Annotated in this window: 25 protein-coding genes; 15 read left to right on the top strand and 10 right to left on the bottom strand. The window is 74.1% G+C overall.

Annotated features, from left to right (window positions below; translation table 11 throughout):
- Window positions 1-8: 8 nt before the first annotated feature.
- The 8 genes from ACZ5OX_RS00520 (at window position 9) to ACZ5OX_RS00485 (ending at window position 8,534) form a co-directional block, all read left to right on the top strand.
- Window positions 9-1,112 (top strand): quinone-dependent dihydroorotate dehydrogenase, encoded by a 1,104-nt coding sequence (locus ACZ5OX_RS00520; RefSeq protein WP_449789461.1) that lies wholly within the window; start codon window positions 9-11, stop codon window positions 1,110-1,112.
- Window positions 1,113-1,141: 29 nt separating this feature from the next.
- On the top strand, window positions 1,142-1,975 hold the full coding sequence (pyrF, locus tag ACZ5OX_RS00515; RefSeq protein ID WP_465627852.1) for an orotidine-5'-phosphate decarboxylase: 834 nt from the start codon (window positions 1,142-1,144) through the stop codon (window positions 1,973-1,975).
- Window positions 1,976-2,396: 421 nt separating this feature from the next.
- Window positions 2,397-2,723 carry an integration host factor, actinobacterial type gene (mihF, locus tag ACZ5OX_RS00510; RefSeq protein WP_030056187.1) on the top strand — a complete coding sequence of 109 codons (327 nt, stop codon included), beginning with the start codon at window positions 2,397-2,399 and terminating at the stop codon, window positions 2,721-2,723.
- 49 nt (window positions 2,724-2,772) lie between these two features.
- Window positions 2,773-3,330, top strand: a complete 558-nt coding sequence (gmk, locus tag ACZ5OX_RS00505) for a guanylate kinase (RefSeq protein WP_392874805.1) — start codon at window positions 2,773-2,775, stop codon at window positions 3,328-3,330.
- Window positions 3,331-3,367: 37 nt separating this feature from the next.
- Window positions 3,368-3,634 (top strand): DNA-directed RNA polymerase subunit omega, encoded by a 267-nt coding sequence (rpoZ, locus tag ACZ5OX_RS00500; RefSeq protein ID WP_030056185.1) that lies wholly within the window; start codon window positions 3,368-3,370, stop codon window positions 3,632-3,634.
- A gap of 145 nt (window positions 3,635-3,779) precedes the next feature.
- On the top strand, window positions 3,780-4,997 hold the full coding sequence (gene coaBC, locus ACZ5OX_RS00495) for a bifunctional phosphopantothenoylcysteine decarboxylase/phosphopantothenate--cysteine ligase CoaBC (protein WP_402406603.1): 1,218 nt from the start codon (window positions 3,780-3,782) through the stop codon (window positions 4,995-4,997).
- 152 nt (window positions 4,998-5,149) lie between these two features.
- Entirely contained in the window at window positions 5,150-6,373 is a 1,224-nt protein-coding gene (gene metK / locus ACZ5OX_RS00490; RefSeq protein WP_392874811.1) for a methionine adenosyltransferase, read from the top strand.
- Window positions 6,374-6,464: 91 nt separating this feature from the next.
- Window positions 6,465-8,534 carry a primosomal protein N' gene (locus ACZ5OX_RS00485; RefSeq protein WP_465627849.1) on the top strand — a complete coding sequence of 690 codons (2,070 nt, stop codon included), beginning with the start codon at window positions 6,465-6,467 and terminating at the stop codon, window positions 8,532-8,534.
- 167 nt (window positions 8,535-8,701) lie between these two features.
- Here the strand turns inward: ACZ5OX_RS00485 and ACZ5OX_RS00480 are convergent, their stop codons facing one another.
- Window positions 8,702-9,364, bottom strand: a complete 663-nt coding sequence (locus ACZ5OX_RS00480; RefSeq protein ID WP_465627847.1) for a hypothetical protein — start codon at window positions 9,362-9,364, stop codon at window positions 8,702-8,704.
- Window positions 9,365-9,616: 252 nt separating this feature from the next.
- Between ACZ5OX_RS00480 and def the strand changes: the two genes are divergently transcribed.
- The 4 genes from def to ACZ5OX_RS00460 all read left to right on the top strand — a co-directional run bounded on the left by def (window position 9,617) and on the right by ACZ5OX_RS00460 (window position 13,820).
- Window positions 9,617-10,162: a peptide deformylase gene (gene def, locus ACZ5OX_RS00475; protein ID WP_449789457.1), complete on the top strand. Its 546-nt coding sequence runs from the start codon at window positions 9,617-9,619 to the stop codon at window positions 10,160-10,162.
- A gap of 64 nt (window positions 10,163-10,226) precedes the next feature.
- The gene (gene fmt / locus ACZ5OX_RS00470) at window positions 10,227-11,165 is read left to right on the top strand and encodes a methionyl-tRNA formyltransferase (RefSeq protein WP_465627845.1); all 939 of its coding nucleotides are present in this window, start codon (window positions 10,227-10,229) and stop codon (window positions 11,163-11,165) included.
- A 114-nt stretch (window positions 11,166-11,279) separates the two neighbouring features.
- Window positions 11,280-12,713, top strand: a complete 1,434-nt coding sequence (locus ACZ5OX_RS00465) for an RsmB/NOP family class I SAM-dependent RNA methyltransferase (RefSeq protein ID WP_465627843.1) — start codon at window positions 11,280-11,282, stop codon at window positions 12,711-12,713.
- Between the two features lie 102 nt (window positions 12,714-12,815).
- Window positions 12,816-13,820 (top strand): MerR family transcriptional regulator, encoded by a 1,005-nt coding sequence (locus ACZ5OX_RS00460; protein ID WP_465627841.1) that lies wholly within the window; start codon window positions 12,816-12,818, stop codon window positions 13,818-13,820.
- A gap of 60 nt (window positions 13,821-13,880) precedes the next feature.
- On the opposite strand, the gene ACZ5OX_RS00455 is transcribed toward ACZ5OX_RS00460, so the two are convergent.
- The 9 genes from ACZ5OX_RS00455 to ACZ5OX_RS00415 all read right to left on the bottom strand — a co-directional run bounded on the left by ACZ5OX_RS00455 (window position 13,881) and on the right by ACZ5OX_RS00415 (window position 20,093).
- Window positions 13,881-14,330: a hypothetical protein gene (locus ACZ5OX_RS00455; protein ID WP_465627839.1), complete on the bottom strand. Its 450-nt coding sequence runs from the start codon at window positions 14,328-14,330 to the stop codon at window positions 13,881-13,883.
- 41 nt (window positions 14,331-14,371) lie between these two features.
- The gene (locus ACZ5OX_RS00450; protein ID WP_465627837.1) at window positions 14,372-15,355 is read right to left on the bottom strand and encodes a ChbG/HpnK family deacetylase; all 984 of its coding nucleotides are present in this window, start codon (window positions 15,353-15,355) and stop codon (window positions 14,372-14,374) included.
- A gap of 96 nt (window positions 15,356-15,451) precedes the next feature.
- Window positions 15,452-15,760 (bottom strand): sulfurtransferase TusA family protein, encoded by a 309-nt coding sequence (locus tag ACZ5OX_RS00445; RefSeq protein ID WP_449789452.1) that lies wholly within the window; start codon window positions 15,758-15,760, stop codon window positions 15,452-15,454.
- Window positions 15,757-16,446 carry a class I SAM-dependent methyltransferase gene (locus ACZ5OX_RS00440; protein ID WP_465627835.1) on the bottom strand — a complete coding sequence of 230 codons (690 nt, stop codon included), beginning with the start codon at window positions 16,444-16,446 and terminating at the stop codon, window positions 15,757-15,759. Before ACZ5OX_RS00440 ends, ACZ5OX_RS00445 begins: the two co-directional genes overlap by 4 nt.
- Before the next feature lie 169 nt (window positions 16,447-16,615).
- Window positions 16,616-17,125 carry a MarR family winged helix-turn-helix transcriptional regulator gene (locus tag ACZ5OX_RS00435; protein WP_465627833.1) on the bottom strand — a complete coding sequence of 170 codons (510 nt, stop codon included), beginning with the start codon at window positions 17,123-17,125 and terminating at the stop codon, window positions 16,616-16,618.
- Between the two features lie 76 nt (window positions 17,126-17,201).
- Entirely contained in the window at window positions 17,202-17,558 is a 357-nt protein-coding gene (locus tag ACZ5OX_RS00430) for a DUF6204 family protein (RefSeq protein ID WP_465627831.1), read from the bottom strand.
- Between the two features lie 168 nt (window positions 17,559-17,726).
- Window positions 17,727-18,656, bottom strand: a complete 930-nt coding sequence (locus tag ACZ5OX_RS00425) for an aminoglycoside phosphotransferase family protein (protein WP_465627829.1) — start codon at window positions 18,654-18,656, stop codon at window positions 17,727-17,729.
- A gap of 385 nt (window positions 18,657-19,041) precedes the next feature.
- Window positions 19,042-19,731, bottom strand: a complete 690-nt coding sequence (locus ACZ5OX_RS00420; RefSeq protein WP_465627827.1) for a dienelactone hydrolase family protein — start codon at window positions 19,729-19,731, stop codon at window positions 19,042-19,044.
- 32 nt (window positions 19,732-19,763) lie between these two features.
- Complete coding sequence (locus ACZ5OX_RS00415) at window positions 19,764-20,093, bottom strand: hypothetical protein (protein ID WP_465627825.1); 330 nt, start codon at window positions 20,091-20,093, stop codon at window positions 19,764-19,766.
- A 758-nt stretch (window positions 20,094-20,851) separates the two neighbouring features.
- Here ACZ5OX_RS00415 and ACZ5OX_RS00410 point away from each other — a divergent pair.
- The 3 genes from ACZ5OX_RS00410 (at window position 20,852) to ACZ5OX_RS00400 (ending at window position 24,921) form a co-directional block, all read left to right on the top strand.
- The gene (locus ACZ5OX_RS00410) at window positions 20,852-22,363 is read left to right on the top strand and encodes an outer membrane protein assembly factor BamB family protein (protein ID WP_465627823.1); all 1,512 of its coding nucleotides are present in this window, start codon (window positions 20,852-20,854) and stop codon (window positions 22,361-22,363) included.
- A gap of 196 nt (window positions 22,364-22,559) precedes the next feature.
- The gene (locus ACZ5OX_RS00405; protein WP_465627821.1) at window positions 22,560-23,369 is read left to right on the top strand and encodes an alpha/beta fold hydrolase; all 810 of its coding nucleotides are present in this window, start codon (window positions 22,560-22,562) and stop codon (window positions 23,367-23,369) included.
- Between the two features lie 157 nt (window positions 23,370-23,526).
- Window positions 23,527-24,921 carry an alpha/beta fold hydrolase gene (locus ACZ5OX_RS00400; protein ID WP_465627819.1) on the top strand — a complete coding sequence of 465 codons (1,395 nt, stop codon included), beginning with the start codon at window positions 23,527-23,529 and terminating at the stop codon, window positions 24,919-24,921.
- Window positions 24,922-24,935: the final 14 nt, after the last annotated feature.

Below are 24,935 nucleotides of genomic sequence, written 5' to 3'. Positions count from 1 at the left end.
AACCACCCTTGTACAAGCTTCTGTTCGATCTGGTCTTCAAGAAGATGGACCCCGAGAAGGCCCACCACCTGGCCTTCTTCTGGATCCGCCTGGCCTCCTCGGTGCCCGGCCTGCGCACCCTGGTGCGGCTGGTGCTCGCCCCGCGGGACCGCGCCCTGCGCACCCGCGCCCTCGGCCTGGACCTGCCCGGCCCGTTCGGCCTGGCGGCCGGCTTCGACAAGAACGGCGTCGGCATCGACGGCCTGTCGATGCTCGGCTTCGACTACGTCGAGATCGGCACCATCACCGGCGAGCCCCAGCCCGGCAACCCGGCACCCCGGCTGTTCCGCCTGGTCGAGGACCGCGCGCTGATCAACCGGATGGGCTTCAACAACCAGGGCTCGGCCCGGGTCGCCGCCCGGCTGGCCGCCCGCCCGCACACCAGCTCCACCCCGGTGATCGGCGTCAACATCGGCAAGACCAAGGTGGTCGAGGAGGCCGACGCCGTCGCCGACTACGTGAAGTCCACCGAGCGGCTCGCCAAGTACGCCGACTACCTGGTGGTCAACGTCAGCTCGCCGAACACCCCCGGGCTGCGCAACCTCCAGGCCGTGGACCACCTGCGGCCGCTGCTCGCCGCCGTCCGCGAGGCCGCCGACCGCACCACCCCGCACCACGTGCCGCTGCTGGTCAAGATCGCCCCCGACCTGGCCGACGAGGACGTCGACGCGGTCGCCGACCTCGCCCTGGAGCTGGGCCTGGACGGCATCATCGCCACCAACACCACGATCGGCCGCGAGGGCCTGCGCACCGACGCCCGGCGGGTCGAGGAGATCGGCATGGGCGGCCTGTCCGGCGCCCCGCTCAAGGCCCGTGCCCTGGAGGTGCTCCAGCGGCTGCGCGCCCGCACCGAGGGCCGGCTGACCCTGGTCTCGGTCGGCGGCATCGAGACCGCCGAGGACGCCTGGCAGCGGATCGTCCACGGCGCCGACCTGGTCCAGGGCTACAGCGCCTTCATCTACGAGGGCCCGTTCTGGTGCCGGAAGATCCACAAGGGCCTGTCCGCCAAGGTCCGCGCGGGCGGCTTCCGCAGCCTGGCCGAGGCCGTCGGCAGCGCCGTCCGCGGCGCGTGAACACCCCCATCGGTTCTGGAAAGGACGACATGACCCTCGCCCCGTTCGGCGCCCGGCTGCGCCAGGCCCTCGACACCCGCGGCCAGCTCTGCGCCGGCATCGACCCGCACGCCTCCCTGCTCGCCGCGTGGGGGCTCGGCGACGACCTCGCCGGGCTGGAGACCTTCAGCCGCACCGTGGTCGAGGCGCTGGCGGACCGGGTGGCCGTGCTCAAGCCGCAGGCCGCCTTCTTCGAGCGCTTCGGCAGCAAGGGCGTCGCGGTGCTGGAGAAGACCGTCGAGGAGGCCAGGGCGGCCGGCGCGCTGGTCCTGATGGACGCCAAGCGCGGCGACATCGGCTCCACCATGGCCGCGTACGCCGAGGCCTTCCTGTCGCCGGCGAGCCCGCTGTTCTCGGACGCGGTGACGGTCAGCCCGTACCTGGGCTTCGGCTCGCTGCGCCCGGCCCTGGACCTGGCCCGGGAGCAGGGCTGCGGCGTGTTCGCGCTGGCGCTCACTTCCAACCCTGAGGGCGCCGAGGTGCAGCGCGCGGTGGGCGCGGACGGCGAGCCGGTCGCGGCCTCGGTGCTGCGCCAGCTGGCGGCCGAGAACGAGGGCGCCGCGCCGCTCGGCTCCTTCGGCGCGGTGGTCGGCGCGACGCTGGCCGACGCGGGCGTGGAACTGGCCATCAACGGCCCGCTGCTGGCGCCCGGGATCGGCGCCCAGGGCGCGACCATGGCGGACCTGCCGCGGGTGTTCGGCGGTTCGGTGATCAACGTGGTGCCGAGCGTCAGCCGGGACGTGCTCAAGCACGGGCCCTCGGTGCCGGCGCTGCGGGAGGCGGCGGAGCGCTTCGTCGGGGAGTTCGCGGACGCCGTCGGGTAGGGCGCCGAGTGGACTGCCGCGCAGGCGGTCGGGTCGGCCGCCAAGTCGGCCGCCAAGTCGGCCGTCAAGTAGCGGAACCCGTCGTTCAGGTAGCCGCGCGGTGACCCTGCGGAGTGTCCGCAGGACCGCGCGGTGGCCGCGGAGCCGACGTGAGCGCCGTCACATCGGCACCTCCAAAGCCTCGCAATCGCGGTCATTTTGCCCCGGAAAGTCCTGGTCGGCCTTGGCTGACCAGGACTTTTCGTGTTCTTTTCCTGACGTGGCGCCGCAATCCGGGTAGTGTCCGGCGATAGGTCATCGGCGAGCCGCGATTTCCGTGGCTCCCGCAGGTCAGGGCCTTGTGGTTCCCCTTGCGGACGGTGTCCTCGGTACCGAACCAGTCCTAGCTCAATCCATCCATCCACACCCTGAGGTGAACGGCGTGGCCCTTCCGCCCCTTACCCCTGAACAGCGCACCGCCGCGCTCGCCAAGGCCGCCGAGGCTCGCCGGGAGCGCGCCGAGGTCAAGAACCGGCTCAAGCACTCCGGCGCCTCCCTGCACGAGGTCATCAAGGCCGGCAAGGCCGACAACGACGTCATCGGCAAGATGAAGGTCTCGGCCCTGCTGGAGTCCCTTCCGGGCGTCGGCAAGGTCCGCGCCAAGCAGATCATGGAGCGCCTCGGCATCAGTGAGAGCCGCCGCGTCCGCGGCCTCGGTACGAACCAGATCGCTTCCCTGGAGCGGGAGTTCGGCGGTGGCGCCGCCTGACCGTGCCCCCGTGGTCCCAGGATCCCCCGCGATCCGGGATAATCGGTGCATGAGTGAGCGTCCGCGGCTGACCGTGCTCTCCGGCCCCTCGGGGGTCGGCAAGAGCACGGTCGTCGCTCATATGAGGAAGATGTACCCCGAGGTCTGGCTCTCGGTGTCGGCGACGACCCGCCACCCGAGGCCCGGCGAGAAGAACGGGGTCCAGTACCACTTCGTCGACAACGACGAGTTCGACAAGCTGGTCGCCAACGGCGAGTTGCTGGAGTGGGCCGAGTTCGCCGGGAACCGTTACGGGACCCCGCGCGCGGCCGTGCTGGAGAAGCTGGAGCGCGGCGAGCCGGTGCTGCTGGAGATCGACCTCCAGGGCGCCCGGCAGGTGCGCGAGTCGATGCCCGAGGCGCAGCTGGTCTTCCTGGCCCCGCCGAGCTGGGACGAGCTGGTCCGCCGGCTGACCGGCCGGGGCACCGAGTCGCAGGACGTGATCGAGCGGCGGCTGGAGGCGGCCAAGGTCGAGCTCGCGGCCGAGACCGAGTTCGACACGACCCTTGTCAACACCTCCGTCGAGCAGGTAGCGGCCGAACTGCTAGCCTTGCTCGGTGTAGCCTGACCTGTCTGTCTTTTCCACCCTTTCGGAAGGTTTTAGCGTGTCCTCTTCCATGACCGCGCCCGAGGGCATCATCAACCCGCCGATCGACGAGCTGCTCGAGGCCACCGACTCCAAGTACAGCCTCGTGATCTACGCCGCCAAGCGCGCGCGCCAGATCAACGCGTACTACTCCCAGCTCGGCGAGGGCCTGCTGGAGTACGTCGGCCCGCTGGTCGACACCCACGTGCACGAGAAGCCGCTGTCGATCGCGCTGCGCGAGATCAACGCGGGCATGCTGACCGCCGAGGCGGTCGAGGCTGCCTGAGGCGGTCGCTGAATTTCCGGAAGGGCCCGGCGGAATCGTTTCCGCCGGGCCCTTCGGCGTTGTGGGCGGCACCACGGTGCGGGTGATCGCCGAGGGGCCGTAGGGTGGGCGCGTTCCTGTTCGGACGAAGGGTTGGAAGGTGACTGTGGACGCCCCCCGTGTGGTCCTCGGCGTGAGCGGCGGGATCGCCGCCTACAAGGCGTGCGAACTGCTGCGCCGCTTCACCGAGTCCGGCCACCAGGTCACCGTGGTGCCGACCGCGGCCGCGCTGCACTTCGTCGGCGAGGCGACCTGGGCGGCGCTGTCCGGGCGCCCGGCCGCCACCGAGACCTGGGAGCGCGTGCACGAGGTGCCGCACGTGCGGATCGGGCAGCAGGCCGACCTGGTGGTGGTCGCCCCGGCCACCGCCGACCTGATCGCCAAGGCCGCCCACGGCCTCGCCGACGACCTGCTGACCAACACCCTGCTCACTGCCCGCTGCCCGGTCGTGGTGGCGCCCGCCATGCACACCGAGATGTGGGAGCACCCGGCCACCCGGGAGAACGTGGCCACGCTGCGCCGCCGGGGCGTGATCGTGCTGGAGCCGGCCGTCGGACGGCTGACCGGCAAGGACACCGGCAAGGGCCGGCTGCCCGAGCCGTCCGCGATCTTCGACGCCTGCCGGGCCGTGCTGCGCCGCGGCGGGCCGGTGCCGACCGACCTGGCCGGCCGGCACGTGGTGGTCTCGGCCGGCGGCACCCGGGAGCCGCTGGACCCGGTGCGCTACCTGGGCAACCGCTCCTCCGGCAAGCAGGGCTACGCGCTCGCCGCGACGGCCGCGGCGCGTGGCGCCAGGGTGACATTGCTCTCGGCCAATGCCGAGCTGCCGGACCCGGCCGGGGTGGACGTGGTGCACGTGTCGACCGCGCTGGAGCTTCGGGAGGCGGCGCTGGAGGCGGTCCGGGACGCGGACGCCGTGGTCATGGCCGCGGCGGTGGCGGACTTCCGGCCCGCCGAGTACGCGACCGGCAAGATCAAGAAGGTCGAGGGGGTCGAACAGCCGCCCGTCGTGCTGGTCCGCAACCCCGACATCCTGGCCGAGCTGTCGGCCCACCGGGCCCGTTCGGGTCAACTGGTCGTGGGTTTCGCGGCGGAGACCGACGACGTGCTCGCCAACGGCCGCGCCAAGCTCGCCCGCAAGGGCTGTGACCTGCTCGTCGTGAACGAGGTGGGCAACGGCAAGGCCTTCGGTACGGACGTCAACGAGGCCGTGGTGCTGGGTTCGGACGGCAGTGAGACGGCCGTTCCGGTGGGCCCGAAGGAGGCCCTCGCGGACGTGGTCTGGGACCTGGTGGCAAAGCGGCTGGAAACGGGCGGCAACTGATCGGAACCGCTCGCGCGCCGCTCGAGAAATTCTGAAGCGGGTGACGTTCGACGGAAGCAGACGGTTAGACTCCAGGAATCAAGTCTTTCCGGAGTTCCCCGGGTCGCCCCGGGGAACTTCAGTCAGCAGCCGCTGCAACCCCAGGGAGCGCTGTGTCTCGCCGCCTGTTCACCTCGGAGTCCGTGACCGAGGGACACCCCGACAAGATCGCTGACCAGATCAGCGACACCATCCTTGACGCTCTCCTGCGGGAGGACCCGACGTCCCGGGTCGCCGTGGAGACGCTCATCACCACCGGCCAGGTGCACGTGGCCGGCGAGGTGACCACCAAGGCGTACGCGCCGATCGCCCAGCTCGTCCGGGACAAGATCCTGGAGATCGGCTACGACAGCTCCAAGAAGGGCTTCGACGGCGCCTCCTGCGGCGTCTCGGTGTCCATCGGTGCCCAGTCGCCCGACATCGCGCAGGGCGTCGACACCGCGTACGAGGCGCGCGTCGAGGGTGCCTCCCAGGGGGACGACACGGACGACCTGGACAAGCAGGGCGCCGGCGACCAGGGCCTGATGTTCGGCTACGCGTCCGACGAGACGCCCGAGCTCATGCCGCTGCCGATCACCCTGGCGCACCGCCTCTCCCGCCGCCTGACCGAGGTGCGCAAGAACGGGACCATCCCGTACCTGCGCCCCGACGGCAAGACCCAGGTCACCATCGAGTACGACGGCGACAAGGCCGTCCGCCTCGACACCGTGGTCGTCTCCACCCAGCACGCCAGCGACATCGACCTGGAGTCGCTGCTCACCCCGGACATCCGCGAGTTCGTGGTCGAGCCGGAGCTGAAGGCGCTGGCCGAGCAGGGCATCAAGCTGACCACCGAGGGCTACCGCCTGCTGGTCAACCCGACCGGCCGCTTCGAGATCGGCGGCCCGATGGGCGACGCCGGCCTCACCGGCCGCAAGATCATCATCGACACCTACGGCGGCATGGCCCGCCACGGCGGCGGTGCCTTCTCCGGCAAGGACCCGTCCAAGGTGGACCGCTCGGCCGCGTACGCGATGCGCTGGGTGGCGAAGAACATCGTCGCCGCCGGCCTCGCCCGCCGCGCCGAGGTGCAGGTCGCGTACGCGATCGGCAAGGCCGAGCCGGTCGGCCTGTTCGTGGAGACCTTCGGCACCGAGACCGTCCCGGTCCTCGCCATCCAAAAGGCCGTCTCCGAGGTCTTCGACCTGCGTCCGGCCGCGATCATCCGCGACCTGGACCTGCTGCGCCCGATCTACGCCCAGACCGCGGCGTACGGCCACTTCGGCCGTGAGCTGCCGGACTTCACCTGGGAGCGCACCGACCGGGTGGAGCAGCTGAAGGCGGCCGTGCAGGACTGACGCACAGCTTGAGTGAGGCGGCGCCCGCCCCTGTCCGGGGGTGGGCGCCGCCTCGTGCGTTGTCGGTGTGACCTGGTAGTACTGGGAAGTGATGAGCAGCACAGGGGAGCCAGAGCAGCTGGCGTTCATCCGCGAGACGGTCAAGCGGGCCAAGCCCAGGACGTGGCGCGGTGCCAAGCGGGCGGAACACAATCCGATCGCCCGGGTCGTGGTCGACAAGGGCGTCCTGAGCATCGACCAGTTCTTCGACTACGAGGTTCCGGCGGTCATGGACGAGGCCGCGCAACCCGGAGTCCGGGTCCGGGTCCGCTTCGGGGCCCGACTGGTCAACGGGGAACGGCAGGGCGGGACGCTCCACGACGGGTTCATCGTCGAGCGGCTCGCGAAGACCGACTACCCGTACGCCCTGGCGCCGATCGCGCAGGTCATCTCGCCCGAGCCGGTGCTCTCGCCCGAGCTGCTGAACCTGTGCCGTACGGTCGCCGACCGGTACGCGGGCACCCTGGCCGACGTCCTCCAGCTCGCCGTACCGCCCCGGCACGGCGAGGCGGAGGCGGAGCCCTCGCCGCCGTCCCGTCCCAGGCCGGACCCGCCGGCCCCGGGCGGCTGGTCCCGGTACCCGGCGGGGCCGGACTTCCTGGCCGCACTCGCGAACGGGGGCTCGCCGCGGGCCGTCTGGGCGGCGCTGCCCGGGCGCGGATGGCCCTACGAGATCGCGCGGGCCGTGGCGGCCACCCTGGCGAGCGGCCGGGGCGCACTGGTCGTGCTGCCCGACGGGCGGGCCACCGCCAGGGTGGACCGGGCGCTCACCGAACTGCTGGGTGAGGGCCGGCACGCCGTTCTCGCCGCCGACCTCGGCCCCCGCGAGCGGTACACGCGATGGCTGGCCGTGAGCCGCGGGTCCGTACACGCCGCGATCGGGACCCGGGCGACGATGTTCGCACCGGTCCGCGACCTCGGCCTCGTGGTGGTCTGGTCGGACGGCGACAGCAGCCACAGCGACGGGCACGCGCCCTATCCGCACGCCCGGGACGTCGCGCTGCTCCGGGCGACGGAGGCGGGCGCGGCGGTGCTCCTCGGCGGCCACTCGGTGACGGTGGAGGGTGCCCAACTGGTCAGCAGCGGCTGGGCCAGGTCGATCGTGGCGGATCGCGAGACGGTGCGGGAGACGGCACCCGCGGTGCGTACGGTCACCGACCGCGACGAGGCCAGGGACGCGGCGGCGCAGGCCGCGCGACTGCCGTCCGTGGCGTGGCAGGCCGCGCGGGACGGGCTCGCCGCCGGCGGTCCGGTCCTGATCCAGGTGCCCCGGCGGGGTTACGTGCCCCGGCTGGCCTGCAACCGCTGCCGTGAACCCGCCCGCTGCCGGCAGTGCGAGGGGCCGCTGGAAGCGGTCTCGGCGGACGCTCCCCTGCACTGCGGCTGGTGCGGGAGGGACGAGACGGACTGGCACTGCCCCGAGTGCGGCTCGTTCCGGCTCCGGGCGCAGGTGGTGGGGGCGCGCCGGACGGCCGAGGAACTGGGCAGGGCCTTCCCCGGGGTGCCGGTACGGGTCTCCGGACGGGACACGCTGCTCGCCACCGTGCCGAACGAACCGTCCCTGGTCATCTCGACTCCGGGGGCCGAGCCCGTGGTGGAGGACGGTCCCGGGTACGCGGCGGCCCTGCTGCTGGACGGGTGGTCGCTCCTCACGTTCCCCGATCTGCGGGCGGGGGAGCACGCGCTGCACCGCTGGCTGACGGCGGCCGCGCTGGTGCGGCCCGGTGCGGAGGGCGGCACGGTGGTGGTCGTCGCCGAACCGACCGTCCGTCCGGTACAGGCACTGGTGCGCTGGGACCCGTTCGGGCACGCGGGCATGGAACTGGACGAACGTGCCCAGCTGCACTTCCCACCGGTGTCCCGGATGGCCTCGGTGGTGGGGAGTCCGAAGGTCGTGGCGGACCTGCTGGACATCGTCAAGCTGCCGGAGGGCGCCGATGTGCTCGGCCCGGTGCCGCTGCCGCAGGTGCGGGGGGAGGACCGTGAGAGAGCGCTGCTGCGGGTCTCGCCCGGGCAGGGCGCCGCGCTGGCCGCGGCCCTCAAGGCCGCGCAGATCACCCGGACCGCCGTGCGGGGGCCCGCGAGTCTGGACGTGCGGATCGATCCGACCGAGATCGGCTAGCGCCGGGTGGGGCGGGGTGAGTGGGCCACCCCGCCCCGGTTCGGCCCCGGGTTCGGCCCCGGCCCTGGTGCGGCGGTTCGGTCGGGTAGGTCGGGTTGGTCGGTTCGGTCGGGTTGGTCGGGTTGGTCGGTTCGGTCCGGTCGGGTTGGTCGGTCCGGTCGGTTCGGTCAGCCGCGCAGCGGGATGCCGGGGCGGTCCGGCTGGGGGCGGTCGACGGGGGTGCCGCGGTCGGTCGTGCCGCGGTCGACGGGGGTGCGGTCCATCGCGGCGCGGTCGATGGCGGTGCGGTCGATCGCCGTGCGCTCCAGGGCTCCGCGGTCGAGGCTGCCGCGCTCCAGGCTGCTGCGGTCCAGGCCGCCCTGGCGGGCCGCCGGGACGGTCGCGGCCAGCCCGGTGCGCTCGGCGCCGCCGGGCAGTTCCTCGGAGCGGTCCGGGCGGCTCTGGCCCGGGACGGCGCCGCTCGCGGCCAGGAGTTCGCTGGTCGGGCGGCGCATCCCGTAGCGCCGGTGCACCGCCTGCTTGGTGACCCCGAGGGCGGAGCCCACCGAGTCCCAGGAGAAGCCCAGCGCCCGGTCGAACTCGACCGCCGCCGCCACCAGCGTCTCCACGCTCTCCCGCAGCTCCTGCGCCAGGCGCACGGTCGGCGCCGGCGCCCGCCCGTACACCACGAAGCCGGCCGAGGTGCTCGGTCGGCGCGGACGGTAGACGTTGCCCAACTGGGCGGTGAGCGTCCGCAGCGCGTCGACCTGCCGCCTCACCCGCTCGATGTCCCGCACCAGCAGGTGCAGGCTCGCCCGCGCCCGGGCGTCGTGGTTGATCTGCTCGGCCATGGCCTACGTGCCACCTTCCGTACGGTTCGCTCGGCCGGGACGCGGTGTCCCGTGTGCCCGGCCACGGTCAATCTCTCTTGACCAACGCCGAAGCGGGGGCCGGGGTAACGCGGCTCGGCACAGTCGGCCGTGCCGGCCGCCGATCCGGGCCCGGGGAAGCCCCCGGCGGGCGGCCGCGCGGGTTGCATAGACTGGCGGGTGAACCAGCGGCCGACCGCAGCCCGCGCCCCTACGGACAGGAGCCCGTACCCCGTGGCGATCCAGCCGATCCGTCTCTTCGGAGACCCCGTCCTGCGGTCCACCGCCCAGCCGGTGACCACTTTCGACAAGGAACTGCGCAAGCTGGTCCGCGACCTCACCGACACCATGCTGGACGCCCCCGGCGCCGGTCTCGCCGCTCCCCAACTCGGCGTCTCCCTGCGGGTGTTCACGTACCACGTGGACGGTGTCACCGGGCACCTGATCAACCCGGACCTGTCGCTGAGCGAGGAGGAGCAGGACGGCCCCGAGGGCTGCCTGTCGCTGCCCGGGCTGCGCTACGACACCAAGCGCGCCTACGGCGTGGTGGCCAAGGGCTTCAACATGTACGGCGATCCGGTGACGGTCGAGGGCACCCAGCTGCTCGCCCGGTGCATACAGCACGAGACCGACCACCTGGACGGCATCGTCTTCATCGACCGGCTCGACCGCGAACAGCGCAAGGCCGCGCTGAAGGCGATCCGGGAGACGGACTGGGGCGGCGGGCCGGCCCCGGTGGTCAAGGTCTCGCCGCACAGCACCTTCGGCTCCGCCCGCTGAGGCCGTTCGGCTTCTCTGTTCGTCCGCTCCTCCGTTTCGACTCCCGTTCGCAGAAAGGCACTTGATGCGTCTCGTTTTCGCCGGCACCCCCGAGGTCGCCGTTCCCGCCCTGGACGCCCTGCTCGCCTCGGACCGGCACGAGGTCGTCGCGGTGGTCACCCGCCCCGACGCCCCGGCCGGGCGTGGGCGCAAGCTGGTCGCCAGCCCCGTCGCCCAGCGCGCCGAGGAGGCCGGGATCGAGGTCCTCAAGCCGGCGAAGCCCAGCGACCCCGACTTCGTCGCCCGGCTCACCGAGCTCGCCCCCGACTGCTGCCCGGTGGTCGCCTACGGCGCGCTGCTGCGCCCCGGCACCCTGGAGATCCCCGAGCACGGCTGGGTCAACCTGCACTTCTCGCTGCTGCCCGCCTGGCGCGGCGCGGCCCCGGTCCAGCACGCCGTGCTGGCCGGCGACGAGGTCACCGGCGCGTCCACCTTCCTGATCGAGCAGGGCCTGGACTCCGGCCCGGTCTACGGCGTGATCACCGAGGAGATCCGCCCCGCCGACACCAGCGGCGAGCTGCTCACCCGGCTCTCGCACTCCGGCGCGCGGCTGCTCGCGGCCACCATGGACGGCATCGAGGACGGCTCCCTGCACGCCGTGCCGCAGCCGGCCGAGGGCGTCACGCTCGCGCCGAAGATCACCGTCGAGGACGCTCGGATCGACTGGAACCACCCCGCGCTGCGGGTCGACCGGGTGGTGCGCGGCTGCGCGCCGGCGCCGGGCGCCTGGACGGAGTTCCGGGGCGAGCGGCTGAAGGTCACCGGCCCGGTCAGGCTGCTGCCGGACTCCACCGAGCTGGCGCCGGGCGAGGTCGCGATGGTGGGCAAGAACAGCGTCCGGGTCGGCACCGGCAGCCACGACGTCGAGCTCGGGGAGGTGCGGCCGCAGGGGAAGAAGGAGATGCGGGCCGCCGACTGGGCCCGGGGCGCGCGGCTGGAGGCGGGGGAGCGCTTCGGGGGCTGAGGCTCCGGTTTGGCGTTACTGTTCGTTTGATCCGTACTGTTCGTTCGATCGTTCGTGTACCTGATCCGTTCGTGTACCTGATTCGTTTGAGTACCGCAGCACCTTGAGGCACCTGTGACCACCCCCAGCGCCCAGCGCGCCCCCCGCCCGCACCGCCGTCCGAAGAAGGACCCGGCCCGGATCGTCGCGTTCCGCGCGCTGCGCGCCGTCGACGAGCGCGACGCGTACGCCAACCTGATCCTGCCCTCGCTGCTCCGCGAGGCCGAGCAGAAGGGCATGGACCGGCGCGACGCAGCCCTCGCCACCGAACTGGTCTACGGCACCCTGCGCCTGCAGGGCACCTACGACGCGATCATCGCCGCCTGCATCGACCGGCCGCTCGGCAAGGTCGACCCGCCGGTGCTGGACGTGCTCTCGCTCGGCGCGCACCAGCTGCTCACCACCCGCATCCCCAGCCACGCGGCCGTCTCGGCGACCGTCGAGCTGGCCCGGGTGGTGCTCGGCGACGGCAAGGCCAAGTTCGTCAACGCCGTGCTGCGCCGGATCAGCGCCCACGACCTGGACACCTGGATCGAGCAGGTCGCCCCGCCGTACGACAAGGACGCCGAGGACCACCTGGCGGTCGTGCACTCGCACCCGCGCTGGGTGGTCTCCGCGCTCTGGGACTCGCTCGGCCGCTGGCAGCCGGACGCCTCCGGGCGCACCGCTATGGAGGACCTGCTGCGGGCCGACAACGAGCGGCCCGAGGTCACCCTGGTGGCCCGCCCCGGCCGGGCCACCGTCGGCGAGCTGGCCGACGCTCTGCCGGAGGCCCAGCCGGGCCGCTGGTCCCCGTTCGCGCTGCGGCTCGCCGAGGGCGGCGACCCGGGCTCGGTCACGGCGGTGCAGGAGAACCGGGCGGGCGTGCAGGACGAGGGCAGCCAGCTGGTCGCGCTGGCGCTGGCCACCGCGCCGCTGGAGGGGCCGGACCGGCTCTGGCTGGACGGCTGCGCGGGCCCCGGCGGCAAGGCCGCGCTGCTCGGCGCGCTGGCCGCCGAGCGGGGTGCGGGGCTGGTGGCGAGCGAGAAGCAGCCGCACCGCGCCCGGCTGGTGGCGCGGGCCCTGGACGGCAACCCCGGCCCGTACACCGTGATCGCGGCGGACGGGACGCGCCCGGCCTGGCGGTCCGGCGGCTTCGACAGGGTGCTGGTCGACGTGCCGTGCTCCGGCCTCGGTGCGCTGCGCCGCCGCCCGGAGGCGCGCTGGCGGCGCCGGCCCGCCGACGTCGCCGCCTTCGGCCCGCTCCAGCGGGACCTGCTGCGCTCGGCGATCGAGGCCACCCGGGTCGGCGGCGTGGTCGGCTACGCGACCTGCTCGCCGCACCTGGCGGAGACCCGCGCGGTCGTGGACGACGTGCTGCGGGGCGGGGGCGGCCGGGTCGAGTGGATCGACGCGCGGCCGCTGCTGCCCGGCGTCCCGGCGCTCGGCGAGGGGCCGGACGTGCAGCTGTGGCCGCACCTCCACGGGACGGACGCGATGTACCTGGCGCTGCTGCGGCGTACTGCCTGAAGTCCTTCGGGTGTCGCAGCCCCGGCCGGGGTCGCCTCCGGTCGGGGTCGCCTCCGGCCGGGGCTTGCACCTCCCGTAGGGGGAGGTAGCAGGGTGGTGGCCATGAACGGCGACACGGCGTACACCATCGGTGAGTTGGCCCGGCGGACGGGGCTGACGGTCAAGACCGTCCGCTTCTACTCGGACCGGGGGATCGTGTCGCCGACCGGCCGCAACCCGGCCGGCCACCGGCGGTACGGCGCCGACGCCGTCGCGCGCCTGGAACTGGTCCGCACCCTGCGGGAACTCGGGCTCGGACTGCCCGCGATCCGGCGGGTGGTGGAGCGCGAACTGACGCCGGCCGACGCCGCCGCCGTGCAGGCGGAGGCGATCGACCTCCAGATCCGGGTGCTGCGGCTGCGGCGGGCGGTGCTCGGGGTGGTGGCCAGGCTCGGGTCGACACCTGAGGAGTTGACGCGCGTGCACCGGTTGGCCCGGCTCACGGAGGACGAACGGGGGCGCCTGGTCGGGGAGTTCCTGGCGGCGGTGTTCGACGGGATCGACGGCGGAGGTGGCGACGACGGGCAGGGCGATGGTGGAGGGGGCGAGGGTGGAGGGGTGGGCCGCGGCGGGTGGTTCGCCGCTGTGGCGCGCTCGTTGACGCCGGAGCTGCCGGAGGACCCGTCGCTCGAACAGGTCGAGGCCTGGGTCGAGTTGGCCCGGATGGCGGAGGACGCGGGGTTCCGGGCGCTGCTGCGGGGGCTCGCGGAGGCGGAGGCCGCGGAGGCGACTTCTGCGGAGGCGGCGGGCGGTACGGGGCTGCCGAAGCCAGGGCTGGCGGTGGCGGTGCGGGAGTCGGCCGCAGCGGCGGTCGCGGCCGGGGTGGAGCCGGGGTCGGCGGAGGCGGCGGCGGTCGTCGTGGCGCTGGTGGAGCGGTACGGACAGTGGTGCGCGGGGGCGGTGCCGGCGGACGCCGGGGCGGTGCGCGACCGGTTGGCGGAGCGGCTGAGGGCGATGGCCGATCCTCGGCGGGAGCGGTACCTGGAGCTGCTGGCGGTCGTCAACGGTTGGGCTGCGCCTGAGAGTTGGGCGGCTGAGGTGGACTGGGCGGTGCGCGCCGTGGGATGAGCCGGTGCGCGGGGGTGTGCGCGGCCGTAGGGCTGCGGGGGACGGCAGCGGCGGTGCGGCCTACCGGCGGGCGGGGCCGGGGTAGGCGGTCAGGAAGGCGTGGGCCTGGGCGCGGAGGTGATCGATCGGCGGGTCCTCGCAGATCACCTCCAGGCCGAGTCCGGTGGCCCGGCCCAGGTCGTAGTATGACTGGTAGGCGAGGTACGGGCGGTGGTCGTCGGTGGGGTCGAGGCCGACGGCGAAGGTCGCGAAGTGGGGCTGCTGCTCGCCCCGGGCGGCGGTCGAACCGGGGCGGGAGAGCTGCCACTCGAACTCGTACGGCTCGGGCTCGGCGGGCAGGTCCAGCAGGGCCTGGGCGAGTCGGCGGACCTCGTCCGGGTTCGCGAAGGGGATCGACTCGGACCAGTAGGGGGCCGAGGCGAGCAGTTCCCAGCCGTCGCCGTTGTGGCCGACGGTCAGGGCCCACTCGCCGCTCCGGTCCTGCCAGCGGCAGCTGATGATCGGGTCCACGGCGGTCAACCTCCCTGTGGCGCTGGGGTGTTCGTGTCTCCTCATCGTGGCACACCGGGCGGCCCCGGGGGCTCGGCCGTGAGCCGTTCCCGGGCTCGCTGCCAGGCCTCCTGGAGCGTGCGGTAGCCGAGGACGGTGATGCCGTGCTCGGTGAGCAGCCGGCGTGCCTCGGGGGAGACGAGGAACGCGTGGTCGGTGTGCCGCACGCGCCGACCGTCGTCCGGGGCGGGGTGCGGGGTGGGATGCGGGGCGGGGTGCGGGCCGGGGTGCGGCGCGGGGCGTAGGGCGGGGTGCAGCGCGGGGTGCAGGGCCCACTCGGTGAGGCCCGGCGGGAGGGCGGCGAGCAGGTGGGCGTAGTGGGCGGGCTTGTCGTCCAGGGGGACGGTGAAGCTGTCGAGGAAACCGTGGTCCACCACCGGCAGCCCGCGCTCGCGCATCCGGGCCAGCGCGGGCGGCAGCCAGACCCGGACCGCCAGGCCGTACTCGGCGCCGAGAGAGAGGGCGAGGTCGAGGACGTCCTCGCGGCCACCGTCGGCCAGGCAGTGGAAGTCGAGGTGGGTCGGGGCGAGGCCGGCCGCCGCCACCGCGTCGATCTGGGCGCGGAACTCGCGCTCCACGTCGTCGATCCGGGCCCGGGCGAGCAGTGCTGCGCGCCCGGCGGGGGTGGGGGCGAAGAACTCGCCGGAGGCGTCGAGGAGGGAGGGCACTCGGTCGCGGGCGGCGAGCGGGCCCCAGCGGCGGTCCGGGGTCTCGCAGACCAGCGTGAGGTGGACGCCGAAGGGGACCTCCGGGTGCCGGCGCAGCAGCCCGAGCGCGTGCGGCGCGGCGGCGCAGGGCGTCATCAGGCTGCACGAGGCGGCGATGCCGTTCCGGACGGCGTCGATCACGGCGAGGTTGACGGACTCGTCCAGGCCGAGGTCGTCGCAGTTGAGCAGCAGGAGACGGGCTTCGGGCGGGTGGCCGAGGAGGTGGTTGGCGGTGGTGAGTGGGGGTGGGGGTACGGGAGTGGGGCCGGCTGCGGGCATGGGCGCAGTCTGTCCCGGCGGCGGCGTCGGGCGCGCGGGGTTTTCCGGGCGACGGGGTCGGGCGGTGAGGCCCGCCGACGGGGACGGGCGGACCGGTCAGTCGGCTGCGGGGGCCGGGTGCCAGGGGCGGTCGGGGCGGGTCCGGACCGGGGCGGATGTGAGGCGCAGCGCGTACACCTCGCGGTCGGTGGCCTCGTACGGGACCCGGCCGAGGTACTCGTGGCCGGTCAGGTGACACCAGGCGGGGAGGTCGAGAGGGGCGGCGGGGTCGGTGGTGTGGATGTGGACCACCGCGCCGGCGGGGAGGTGCGCGATCCGGGCGCGCAGCCGGAGCAGGAGCTGGACGCAGAGCAGGCCGGTACCGTCGACGGTGAGGTCGGGGGCGGCGGTGTCGGGTGCGCTCATCGAGAGGTCTCCTGGGTGACGCGCCACAGGCGGCGGGGCAGGTCGCCCTCCTCGAAGGGGTGGACCTCGGTCAGGCTCCAGCCCTCGCCGGCGAGCGAGTCGACCAGCTCGCGGGGGAAGAAGTGGACGGCGAAGCCGCCGTGCTCCCAGACGTCGTCCCCGTGGCCGGTACCGGCGCCGTAGTGGGCGTCGCCGGTGTGGCGGACGGTGTAGACGAAGGTGCCGCCCGGGCGCAGAACCCGGCGGACCTCGGCGACCAGCGCCTCGATCTCCTCGGTGGAGAGGGCCATGCAGAGCAGCATGTGGGCGAAGACCCCGTCGACGGAGGCATCGGGGAGGGGCAGCGGGTCGCGGACGTCGTGGGTGAGGACCGAGAGCCGGTCGGCCAGGCCCTGCTCCGCCGCGGCGGAACGCAGTTGCCGCAGGCCGGTCGGGCTGAAGTCGGCGGCCACCACGCGGAAGCCCGCCCGGGCGAAGTGCAGTGCGTCGCGTCCGTGGCCGGCGCCGAGTTCCAGCACGTCCCGCGCCCCGGCGGCGGTGAACACCCCGGCCGCGTACTCGGCCGGGGCGGAGGGCTGCTCGCCGTACATCCCCGGGTTGGCGGTGTAGGTCCGCTGCCAGTGGTCGCGTTGGGCCTCGGCGAGGCCGCGCTCCAGGCCGGGCCCGGTGCCGGGGGTGTCGGTCATGGTGCCGTCCTTCGCGGGGTGAGGTGGTGTGGGTGGTGCCACCGGTGCGGGTGGTGCGGGTAGTGCCAGCAGTGCGGGTGGTGCGGGACCAGCCTAGGACGTGGGGGTGCGCGGTGGGTGGGGCAGGGTTTGCCGGTGGGGCCCGCGGCGGGGCGGGCGGATCGGCGGGTCAGCCGAGGCGCTGGCCGGGGGCGGTGCCGCCGAGGCGGGTGAGCAGGGCGGACAGCAGATTGAGGTCCTCGGTGCTCCACTGTTCGGCCGCGAAGTGGTCGGCGGCCACCTGGCGGGCGGTGTGCAGCATCTCGGCGAGCCGCTCGCGGCCGGTCGGGGTGAGCGCGGCGTAGGCGACCCGGGCGTCACGGGCAGCGGCCTCGCGGCTGACCAGGCCGATCCGCTCCAGCGGCGCGAGGCCACGGGTCACGCCGGAGGCGGTGAGCCCGAGGGCCTCGGCGAGGTCGACCCGGCGCATCCGGCCGCCGGGGGCCTGGGAGAGGTGGAGCAGCATGGTGAAGTCGGCCAGGCTGACGCCGTGCAGGCCGCTGAGGCTCGCGTCGAAGCGCTTGACCACGGCGGTCTGGGCGCGGACGAGCCGCAGGGCGGTGTCCAGCGGATCGGGGCCGGGGGCCGGTGTGGTGCGGGCGGGCTCGGTCTGCTCGGTCCGGTCCGAGTGGTCTGTCATTGCCACCTCCTTGACTGCTCAAGTATATCGCGAGGGGGAGCCGTCAAGGAGGTGGCGGAGGGGGGAGGGGGTCGGGTCAGTGCGCGGTGCCGGCGGCGCGGCGCTGACGCTTGCCGAGCGGCGCCTGGGAGAGGTCCTCGGCCTGGGAGCGGAGGTTCTTGTAGCCGTAGCCGTGTTCGGCGAGCCACTGCTGCGCCGACTGCTCGGCCCGCTCGGTGGCTTCCAGGATGTCCTCCTCGGCCTCGCCCTCGTCGAGGAAGCGGAAGGTGAAGGCGGCCCGTGCGGAGAGGTCGTAGCTCAGGTGGCCCTCGCGGGTGAAGGCGGCCCGCAGCACGTCGTGCTCGGGGGCGGCGGCGAGCAGTTCGGCGCGCTGTTCGTCGGTGAGGCCGTCGAAGACGCCGCGCACCATGATGCGGAAGGTTCGAGTGGTCATCCCCCGACCATAGGCACTACGGGCCGCCGACCGCCAACACGATTCCGGGCGCCGGGGCCTGCACAGCCGGAGGCGCGGCGGCGGACGAGGTCTCGGTGCTGTCGGAGTCGGCTCCTTTCACTGTCGGGACGGAGGGCCGTCGCGGGCTGGTCAGGTTGGGGCGGGCCCTCAGCTCGGGGTGAGGGCTTCGGCGAGCCCGTCCGCGTAGCGGATGAGCCGGTCGAGTTCGGGGCCGCCCCGGGCACGCCGGAAGCCGCTGCGCCGGCCCTGGAAGGCGGCCTGGACGGCGTGGAGTTGGGCCCAGCGGCGGGTGCGTTCGCGGTCGAGCTCGGCTGCTTCGGCGAAGACGTCGAGTGCGCGGAGGGCCGTGCGGCGCAGGTCCGTCGAGCCGAACAGCGTCAGGGCGTGGACCTTGAGCAGGGTGCCGCCGTCGTAGGCCCTGTCCCCTGCGTAGCCCTTGGGATCCACGGCCAGCCAGGGCTCGCGCTCCGCCCGCAGGATGTTGCGGGGGTGGAGGTCGCCGTGGATGAGCACATCCGGCTGGGAGCGGGCGAGTTCGTGGATGGTCGCGAGGGCGGCGCCCACCGTGCGGGCCGGCAGGGCGTGGGGCAGGGAGGCCGCGTCGGCGCGTAGCCGGGCCTCCCAGTCCGTAGCCCGCTCGCTCAGCCGGGGCAGGCCTGGTGGCGCCGGTACGTCGAGCCACCGGCTGAGCCGCCCGGCGACCGTCGCCACCTCGTCGCCGTCCCGGACCTCCGCGAGCGTGGCCGGGCCGGCCCGTTCGAGCAGCATGGCGAAGCGCTCGTCGTCTCGTTCGTACAGCCGGACGGCGCTCCGGCCCGCCCACACCGCGAAGGCGTCCGGCTCGTGCACGTTGCCCGGGTGGGGGAAGGAGACCTTCAGTACGGCCGCGCGCCCCGTGCCCTGCCGGACCGGGAGGATCAGGCCGACACCGCCGTGGGTGGCCTCGCCGTCCGGCATGCAGCCCCAGCGCTCCACCAGTTCGGCGGCGAGGCCGGGCAGTTCGGCGATCCAGGACGCACCGGCGGCCCCTGCGCGGTCGATGGTGGTGCGGGCGAACTCGTCGGGGACGGTGATCATGCGGGTCCTCTCGACTGGCGGGGTGGGCAGATCCTGCAACTGCCGGGGTGGCAGGAGCTCGCCGTCCGGCAGGGCGCGGGGGAGGCGGTCGCGTGCTCTTCGGTGCCGTCGGGGGCGGCTGTGGGTGGGCTGACGTGCCTTGGAGAAAGCAGAGTTGGCGATGGTTCAGGTGCGGCTCGGTGGTGCGGAGGTGGAGAGTGCGCTCGCGGAACACGGTGAGGGCCTCCCTTCGCGGTGGCCCGGATGGCCGCCGTCGTGGTGCCTCCCAGACTGATCGTCGGGGCCCGGTTCGCGCATGTGCCGATCGGCAGAATCCTGCCGGAAGACGGCCGGGCCTCCCCTGCCGATCGGCAGGGGAGGCCCGGGAAGTGGGCAAGGAGAGGGGCTACACCCGCGCCGGGAGTCGGGTGCAGACCGCCCCCGCCATCAGGGGGGCGGGCTCGGCGCCCAGGGTGGAGAGGGTGAAGGCGGTGGTCAGAGCGCTGATGTCGCGGGACTCGCGGATCAGGAGGTGGTTGGCGCCCGGGGCTTCGTACCGCGCGAGGTCCGGCACGACCGGCCGGGCGCGCAGCGCGTACTCCAGGGACTGGGTGGCGCCGGCGGAGCTGTGGTCCCCGGTGCCGTGGACGATCAGCACCCGCCGGCCGGCCAGCTGGTCGACCGGGTCGCCGCTGGGCAGCCAGGGCGCGATCCCGGCGACGCCGACCACCGACGGGTGCCCGGCGCACCAGAACGCGGCCCGCCCGCCCAGCGAGTTGCCGATCAGCACGACGGGTGCGCCCGGGTGCAGCCGGGCGAGTTCGTCGAGCGCCCAGCGGGTGTCGACGGCGGTGTCGGCGTCGGCGCCGTTCCAGCCGCCGTGGCGGTAGCGCAGCAGGTGCACCGCGAGCCCGTGCGCCCGGCCGCGGTCGGTGAGCTCCGTGGCGAGGTCCCGCAGGCCGAGCTCGGCGACCTTCAGTGGTGCGCGCCGGCTGCGGATGAATCCGCCCGGCAGCAGCAGGGCGACGCCGTTGACCGGCCCCTCTCCCTGCCACGGGGTCAGCTCTGCGGTGCGCGGACGCTGCGCTCGGAACACGCGAAATCCCTCCTGATGTGTACAGGCGGATTCTACGGTTGCGAGGACGGGTCCCTGTGCGCCAGTAAGGACCACAGGACCCAGCCGGAGACCCGGCTGCGCACCACCATGACCTTCGCCCAGCGGGCGCCGAGCGGCGAGGTCCAGGTGTCCACCACCTCGACCCGGTCACCCGAACGGGCGAGTCCGACGACGGTCTCCTCGCCGAAGTGGTCGACCCGGACGTTGGCGGCGGTGGCCGACACCTCCCACCAGCCCGCACCGGGCTCGGGCGGCAGGCCGGCGCCCGCCGTGACGGCCGCCGGGACGAGCAGGATGCCCAGCGCGACCACGGTGGCCGTCGCACGGCCGATCACTGCCACGGGAACCTCCGGATGGTGTCGAACGCGGGCAAGGGCGATGGCGTCGGGATCGAGGACGGCATGTACAGCAGAACGAGCCGACCGGGCGTGCGCGTACTGTCCGGGGCCGAGATCTACCCGGTCGGCTCAGCCCGACGCGGAGCTCGGGTGCTTCGGCCGCCCGGGCCAACTGTCGCTCCATGGCGAAGGGTTGGCGTGCCGTGGCGGACGGCTGGCGCGCCGGCCGGCCCGTTCGGTCCGTTGCAGGTTCCGCGCGGGAGTGACCTGTCGGCGTACCTCACCGGGTGCGGCCGCGCCTGGCGGGAGCGGGCGGTCGCCGAACCCGGCTGCTGCCGCGTGATGTTCGAGCGGCCGTCGCCCGGATCCCGGCCGGGCGGCGCCCAGGAGCGGTGTTCGGTTCGGCGTACCCGGCCACCGCTGCGAGCCGGCCCGTGCCCGGTATCCGATGGCGTACGTCCACGACCCGGGCCGGGGCGCGCGGCGGACCCGGTGGTCCTCGCCGCGAGGGACTGCCGGGCCGGTGCTGCCGGGCCGGGGCTGAAGGGCCAATACTGGCCCGTGTCCCGCCACGGGCTCCGGGCCGCGCTCCGTGGGGTGCGGCCCCGGGGATTCGTCACGATCCTGGCGATCGGGCCTGGTACGTGCGGTCATAACCTGGGTTTTCCCTGCTCTTTGTTCAGGATCACGGCGCGCTCTGCGACGATCCGATGATCGTCGCCCCGACGCGGTGGGCGGCGCGTCGCAGGGGAGAGACCGGCATGGCCGTTCGGCCCGAGGACAGTGTCGTCCGGGCGAGGAGGAGAGCCAGGTTCGCCTGGGACAAGGAGACCTGGATGGTGGTCTCCGGCGGGGTGCTGGGGGCGATGTTCGCGAGCATGGGCCTGGCGGTGCTGTTCGGCCCGGCGAACGGGTTCGGCGGCGACAGCCTCGCGTTCATGGGGATCATCAGCATCCTCGGGCTGATGCCCTGCGGCGCGGGCTTCGTCTGGGCGCTGATCCACCCCAGGGCCGGGTTCCCCTCGGCCGCCGTCGGCGCGCTGTTGGGGATCGGGATCTTCGTCGGCTTCGCCGGGGACGGCCTCAACGACGCCTGGAAGGCGCCGCTCGACCGGCCGTCCACGATCCGCGCCGTGGGCAGCTGGACCAGCGGGGACCTGGTGGTGCGGGTCCGGCCGGACCTGGTGGTGGCGTACCGCCGCGCCACCGGGGCCGTCGCCTGGCACTGGGCCCCGCCCGGGGAGGACACGGTGTGCGCGATGAGCCGGGGTACCGGGCCCGACGGGACGGGCCGCGGCGGCGCCCTCGGCCTGATCGGCCACGCGCCGCACGACAAGCCGTGCTCCGCCGTCACCGCCCTCGACCTCGCCGACGGCCGGCAGGGCTGGACCGCCGCCGTGGACGCCCCCGCCCGTGACGGGGACGACGCGGCGCCGGACGTGGTCGCGGTGGCCGGGCAGCAGGCCCTCCTCCAGGAGAAGGCCGGCTGGCGCGCCGTACGGCTGGCGGACGGCCGGGACCTCTGGCGCGGCGCCGCCGACCCCGGCTGCACCCCGCTGCAGGTCGCGGGCGGGCCCGCGGACGCCGTCACCGTCGCGCAGTGCGGCGACGCCGCGCCCGTGCTGCGCTCGCTGGCCCCGGCGGATGGCCGGGAGCAGCAGCGGATCGCGCTGCCCGCGGCGGGCGGGCTGAAGAACCTCGCCGTGGTGTCGGTCGACCCGCTCGCGGTCTGGGTGGACGCCCAGGCCGAGCGCGGCACCCACGCGGTGCTCAGCTACGACCGGACCGGTCGGCAGCGGGCGGCGATACCGGTCGCCGGGGACGAGTACGACCTGGACGTGATGCTGGGCGGGCTGCACGCCTTCGACGAGTTCAGTGCCCGCCCGCTGTTCGGCGGGGTGGTGGTGGGGGACCTGTTCGTCGTGCCGGGGGAGAAGCCCGGCGACATCGGCATCAGCGGCGGCCCGCACCCGAGCCGGACCGCCACCGGACGGCTGCTGGCGTACTCGCTCACGGACGGCGGCAAGCGGTGGACGGCCGGGCTGGACGACCAGGTGACCGGTCTGGTGGTGGACGGCGGCTCGGTGTGGGCGATGACCCGGGGCCGGATGACCAGGGTGGAGGCGGCGACCGGGCGGCAGAGCGCCGTGCTGGACGTCAACGACACCGCGTCGCTCTACCCGGTGGACCTGTCGGTGTCCGGCCCGGAGCGGTTCACGGTGGTCGCGGAGGACGGGACGCGGGACGAGCCGCCGGTGCGGGCGATGAGCTGACGGTGCCACGCGACGGGCGGTCACCGCACCGGAGCCGTACGGAGCTGCGCAGAGCCGCACGGGGCCGTACGGAGCCGCACCGGGCCGCACCAGGTGGCCGGTGACGCCGGGTGACCGCGACGGGCGCAGGACCGGAGCCTTCCGGACGGTTGTGTCAGGCTGGTGGGGGAGTACCGCCGAGACCGGGAGGCTCGTGATGGCCGAGATCAGGGTGAACGGGGTGGCGCTGTACTACGAGGCCCACGGCGCGGGCCCCGGCGTCGTCCTGGTGCACGGTTCCTGGAGCGACGCGGACTCCTGGGCACGGGTGCTGCCGGGCCTGGCCGAGTCCACCACCGCGGTCGTCTACGACCGCCGGGGGCACAGCCGCAGCGAGGACCTGCTCACCCAGGGGTCGGTGCACGAGGACGCGGCCGACCTGGCCGGGCTGATCCACGGGTTGGGCCTCGCGCCGGCCTTCGTCTACGGCGACTCCTACGGCGCACTGATCACCCTGCGGCTCGCCGCGGCCAGGCCCGACCTGCTGCGCGGGATCGCCGTGCACGAGCCGCCGGGCACCGGCATCCTGCTCGCCGACCCGGACCTGCGACCGATCGGCACCGACTTCTCCGGCCGGATCGCCGCCGTCCGGGAGCTGCTGGAGCAGGCCGAGTCGGCCGCCGCCGCCGAACTGTACGTGGACAGCCTCGCCTTCGGCCCCGGCGCCTGGGAGCAGCTGCCCGCGCCGGTGCGGCACACGTACGTCCGCAACGCGGCCACCTACCTCGACGAGTTGCGCGACCCGGACGCGTTGGACCTCGACCTCGCCGAGCTCTCCCGGTTCGGCGAACCGGCGCTGCTGACCCAGAGCGACGACAGCCCACCGATGTTCGGCGAGGTCCTGGACCTGATCGACCTCGCCCTGCCCAAGGCGGAACGCCATCTGTACCAGGGCGCGGGGCACGCCCCGCACCTGGCGCAACCGGAGGAGTGGGTGCGGGTGGTGCTGCCGCGGGCGCTGCGCTGAGGAGGCCGCCTTCCGTCCTCCATCGGTGTGCATTCCCGCTCCGGGGATTCGCTCCCGGGCGAATTCACCGATAACCGCTCGCGTTCGAAGTCTCCCGGGGCGCAGGCTGCTTCCATGACCGTGTCAGCCCGGACGCGGTGCGAGCGGAAGGACGAACATGAGGAGCACGCGTGCCCGCGTCGCCGCCCTGCTGGGCGCCGTCGCGGTGGTCGCCGGCACCACCCTGGCCACCCCCTCGGTCGGCTTCGCCGCCCCGGCGGACCAGGCCCGCCCCGGCGGCGGCATCACCGGACAGGCACCCTGCCCGAACGCGCCCGAGTTCACCTGCGGGACCCTCACCGTCCCGCTCGACCACCGCGGCGCCACCCCCGGGAGCCTCGACCTCGCGGTGGCCGTCGCCGGCAACACCACGGCGCCCAAGGGCGACCTGCTGTTCCTCACCGGCGGCCCCGGCCAGCCCGGCGTCCCGCTGATGAAGCGGATCGCCGGCAAACTGGAGCCCGTCCTCAAGGACTACCGCCTGGTGATGTACGACCAGCGCGGCACCGGCGCCCACGCGCTCCAGTGCCCGGGCCTCCAGGAGGACATGGGCTCCTCCGACCTCGCCGTGCCGCGCAGGCAGTCGATCGCCGACTGCGCCGCCGCCCTCGGCCCCGACGCCCGGTTCTACAGCACCGCGGACACCGTCGCCGACATCGACCTGCTGCGCCGCGCCCTCGGCGACCGGCGCCTCACCCTGGACGGCGTCTCCTACGGCACCTTCGTCGCCGAGCGGTACGCGCTCGCCCACCCCTCGCACGTGGCCCGGCTGGTGCTCGACTCGGTGGTGCCGCAGCAGGGGGACGACCCCCTCGACCTGGCCGCGCTGCCCGCCACCGCCCGGGTCCTGCGGGCCGCCTGCCAGGCCACCGGCTGCGGCACCGACCCGGCCGCCGACCTCGCCACCGTCGTGCGGCGGTACGGCGACGGGGCGCAGATCCTGGACGCCCTCACCAGCTACGAGTTCACCGACCCGAACTACGGCGGGGTCCCCGAGGTGCTGCACGAGGCCGCCGCCGGGCAGCCGGCCAAGCTCCAGGCCTTCGTCAAGGCCGTCCACGAGGGCGACGCCGCCCCGGCCGAGGCGCTCAGCCAGGGCCTGCACGCCGCCACCCTCTGCGCCGACTCGCACTTCCCGTGGGGCACCACGGACACCCCGGTCGAGGGGCGGGCGGCCGCGCTGGAGCGCACCCGTCAGCGGCTGACGGCCGAGCAGACCTGGCCGTACGACCCGGCGACCGCGACCGGGCTCGGCAGCCAACTGGTCTGCCTGGACTGGCCGCGCGAGCCCGTACCGCCGTCCCCGCCGGCGCACCGCAAGCTGCCGAACGTGCCGGTGCTGCTGCTCGGCGGCGACCGGGACCTCTCCACGCCCAACGAGTGGCTCTACCAGCAGGCGGAGCTGACGCACGACCCGCAGATCGTGATCGTCCCGGGGGCGGCGCACTCCGTGCAGAACCGGGCGGCGAACCCGGCCGGACGGCAGGCGGTGTACGACTTCCTGCTGAAGTAGCGGGCACTCGGACG

It is taken from the genome of Kitasatospora sp. NPDC032121 (genome assembly GCF_055580145.1).
The sequence above is the reverse complement of the archived record's forward strand: the minus strand, read 5'-3'. Positions and strand labels throughout refer to the sequence as shown.

Coding starts and splice junctions, on each gene's coding strand:
- ACZ5OX_RS00480 (WP_465627847.1), bottom strand. CDS start 9,364: ATGGCCGAGCAGATCAACCACGACGCCCGGGCGCGGGCGAGCCTGCAC.
- ACZ5OX_RS00460 (WP_465627841.1), top strand. CDS start 12,816: ATGAACGGCGACACGGCGTACACCATCGGTGAGTTGGCCCGGCGGACG.
- ACZ5OX_RS00445 (WP_449789452.1), bottom strand. CDS start 15,760: ATGAGCGCACCCGACACCGCCGCCCCCGACCTCACCGTCGACGGTACC.
- ACZ5OX_RS00405 (WP_465627821.1), top strand. CDS start 22,560: ATGGCCGAGATCAGGGTGAACGGGGTGGCGCTGTACTACGAGGCCCAC.
- ACZ5OX_RS00450 (WP_465627837.1), bottom strand. CDS start 15,355: ATGCCCGCAGCCGGCCCCACTCCCGTACCCCCACCCCCACTCACCACC.
- pyrF (WP_465627852.1), top strand. CDS start 1,142: ATGACCCTCGCCCCGTTCGGCGCCCGGCTGCGCCAGGCCCTCGACACC.
- ACZ5OX_RS00430 (WP_465627831.1), bottom strand. CDS start 17,558: ATGACCACTCGAACCTTCCGCATCATGGTGCGCGGCGTCTTCGACGGC.
- fmt (WP_465627845.1), top strand. CDS start 10,227: ATGCGTCTCGTTTTCGCCGGCACCCCCGAGGTCGCCGTTCCCGCCCTG.
- gmk (WP_392874805.1), top strand. CDS start 2,773: ATGAGTGAGCGTCCGCGGCTGACCGTGCTCTCCGGCCCCTCGGGGGTC.
- ACZ5OX_RS00410 (WP_465627823.1), top strand. CDS start 20,852: ATGGCCGTTCGGCCCGAGGACAGTGTCGTCCGGGCGAGGAGGAGAGCC.
- ACZ5OX_RS00425 (WP_465627829.1), bottom strand. CDS start 18,656: ATGATCACCGTCCCCGACGAGTTCGCCCGCACCACCATCGACCGCGCA.
- ACZ5OX_RS00440 (WP_465627835.1), bottom strand. CDS start 16,446: ATGACCGACACCCCCGGCACCGGGCCCGGCCTGGAGCGCGGCCTCGCC.
- ACZ5OX_RS00435 (WP_465627833.1), bottom strand. CDS start 17,125: ATGACAGACCACTCGGACCGGACCGAGCAGACCGAGCCCGCCCGCACC.
- ACZ5OX_RS00485 (WP_465627849.1), top strand. CDS start 6,465: ATGAGCAGCACAGGGGAGCCAGAGCAGCTGGCGTTCATCCGCGAGACG.
- ACZ5OX_RS00400 (WP_465627819.1), top strand. CDS start 23,527: ATGAGGAGCACGCGTGCCCGCGTCGCCGCCCTGCTGGGCGCCGTCGCG.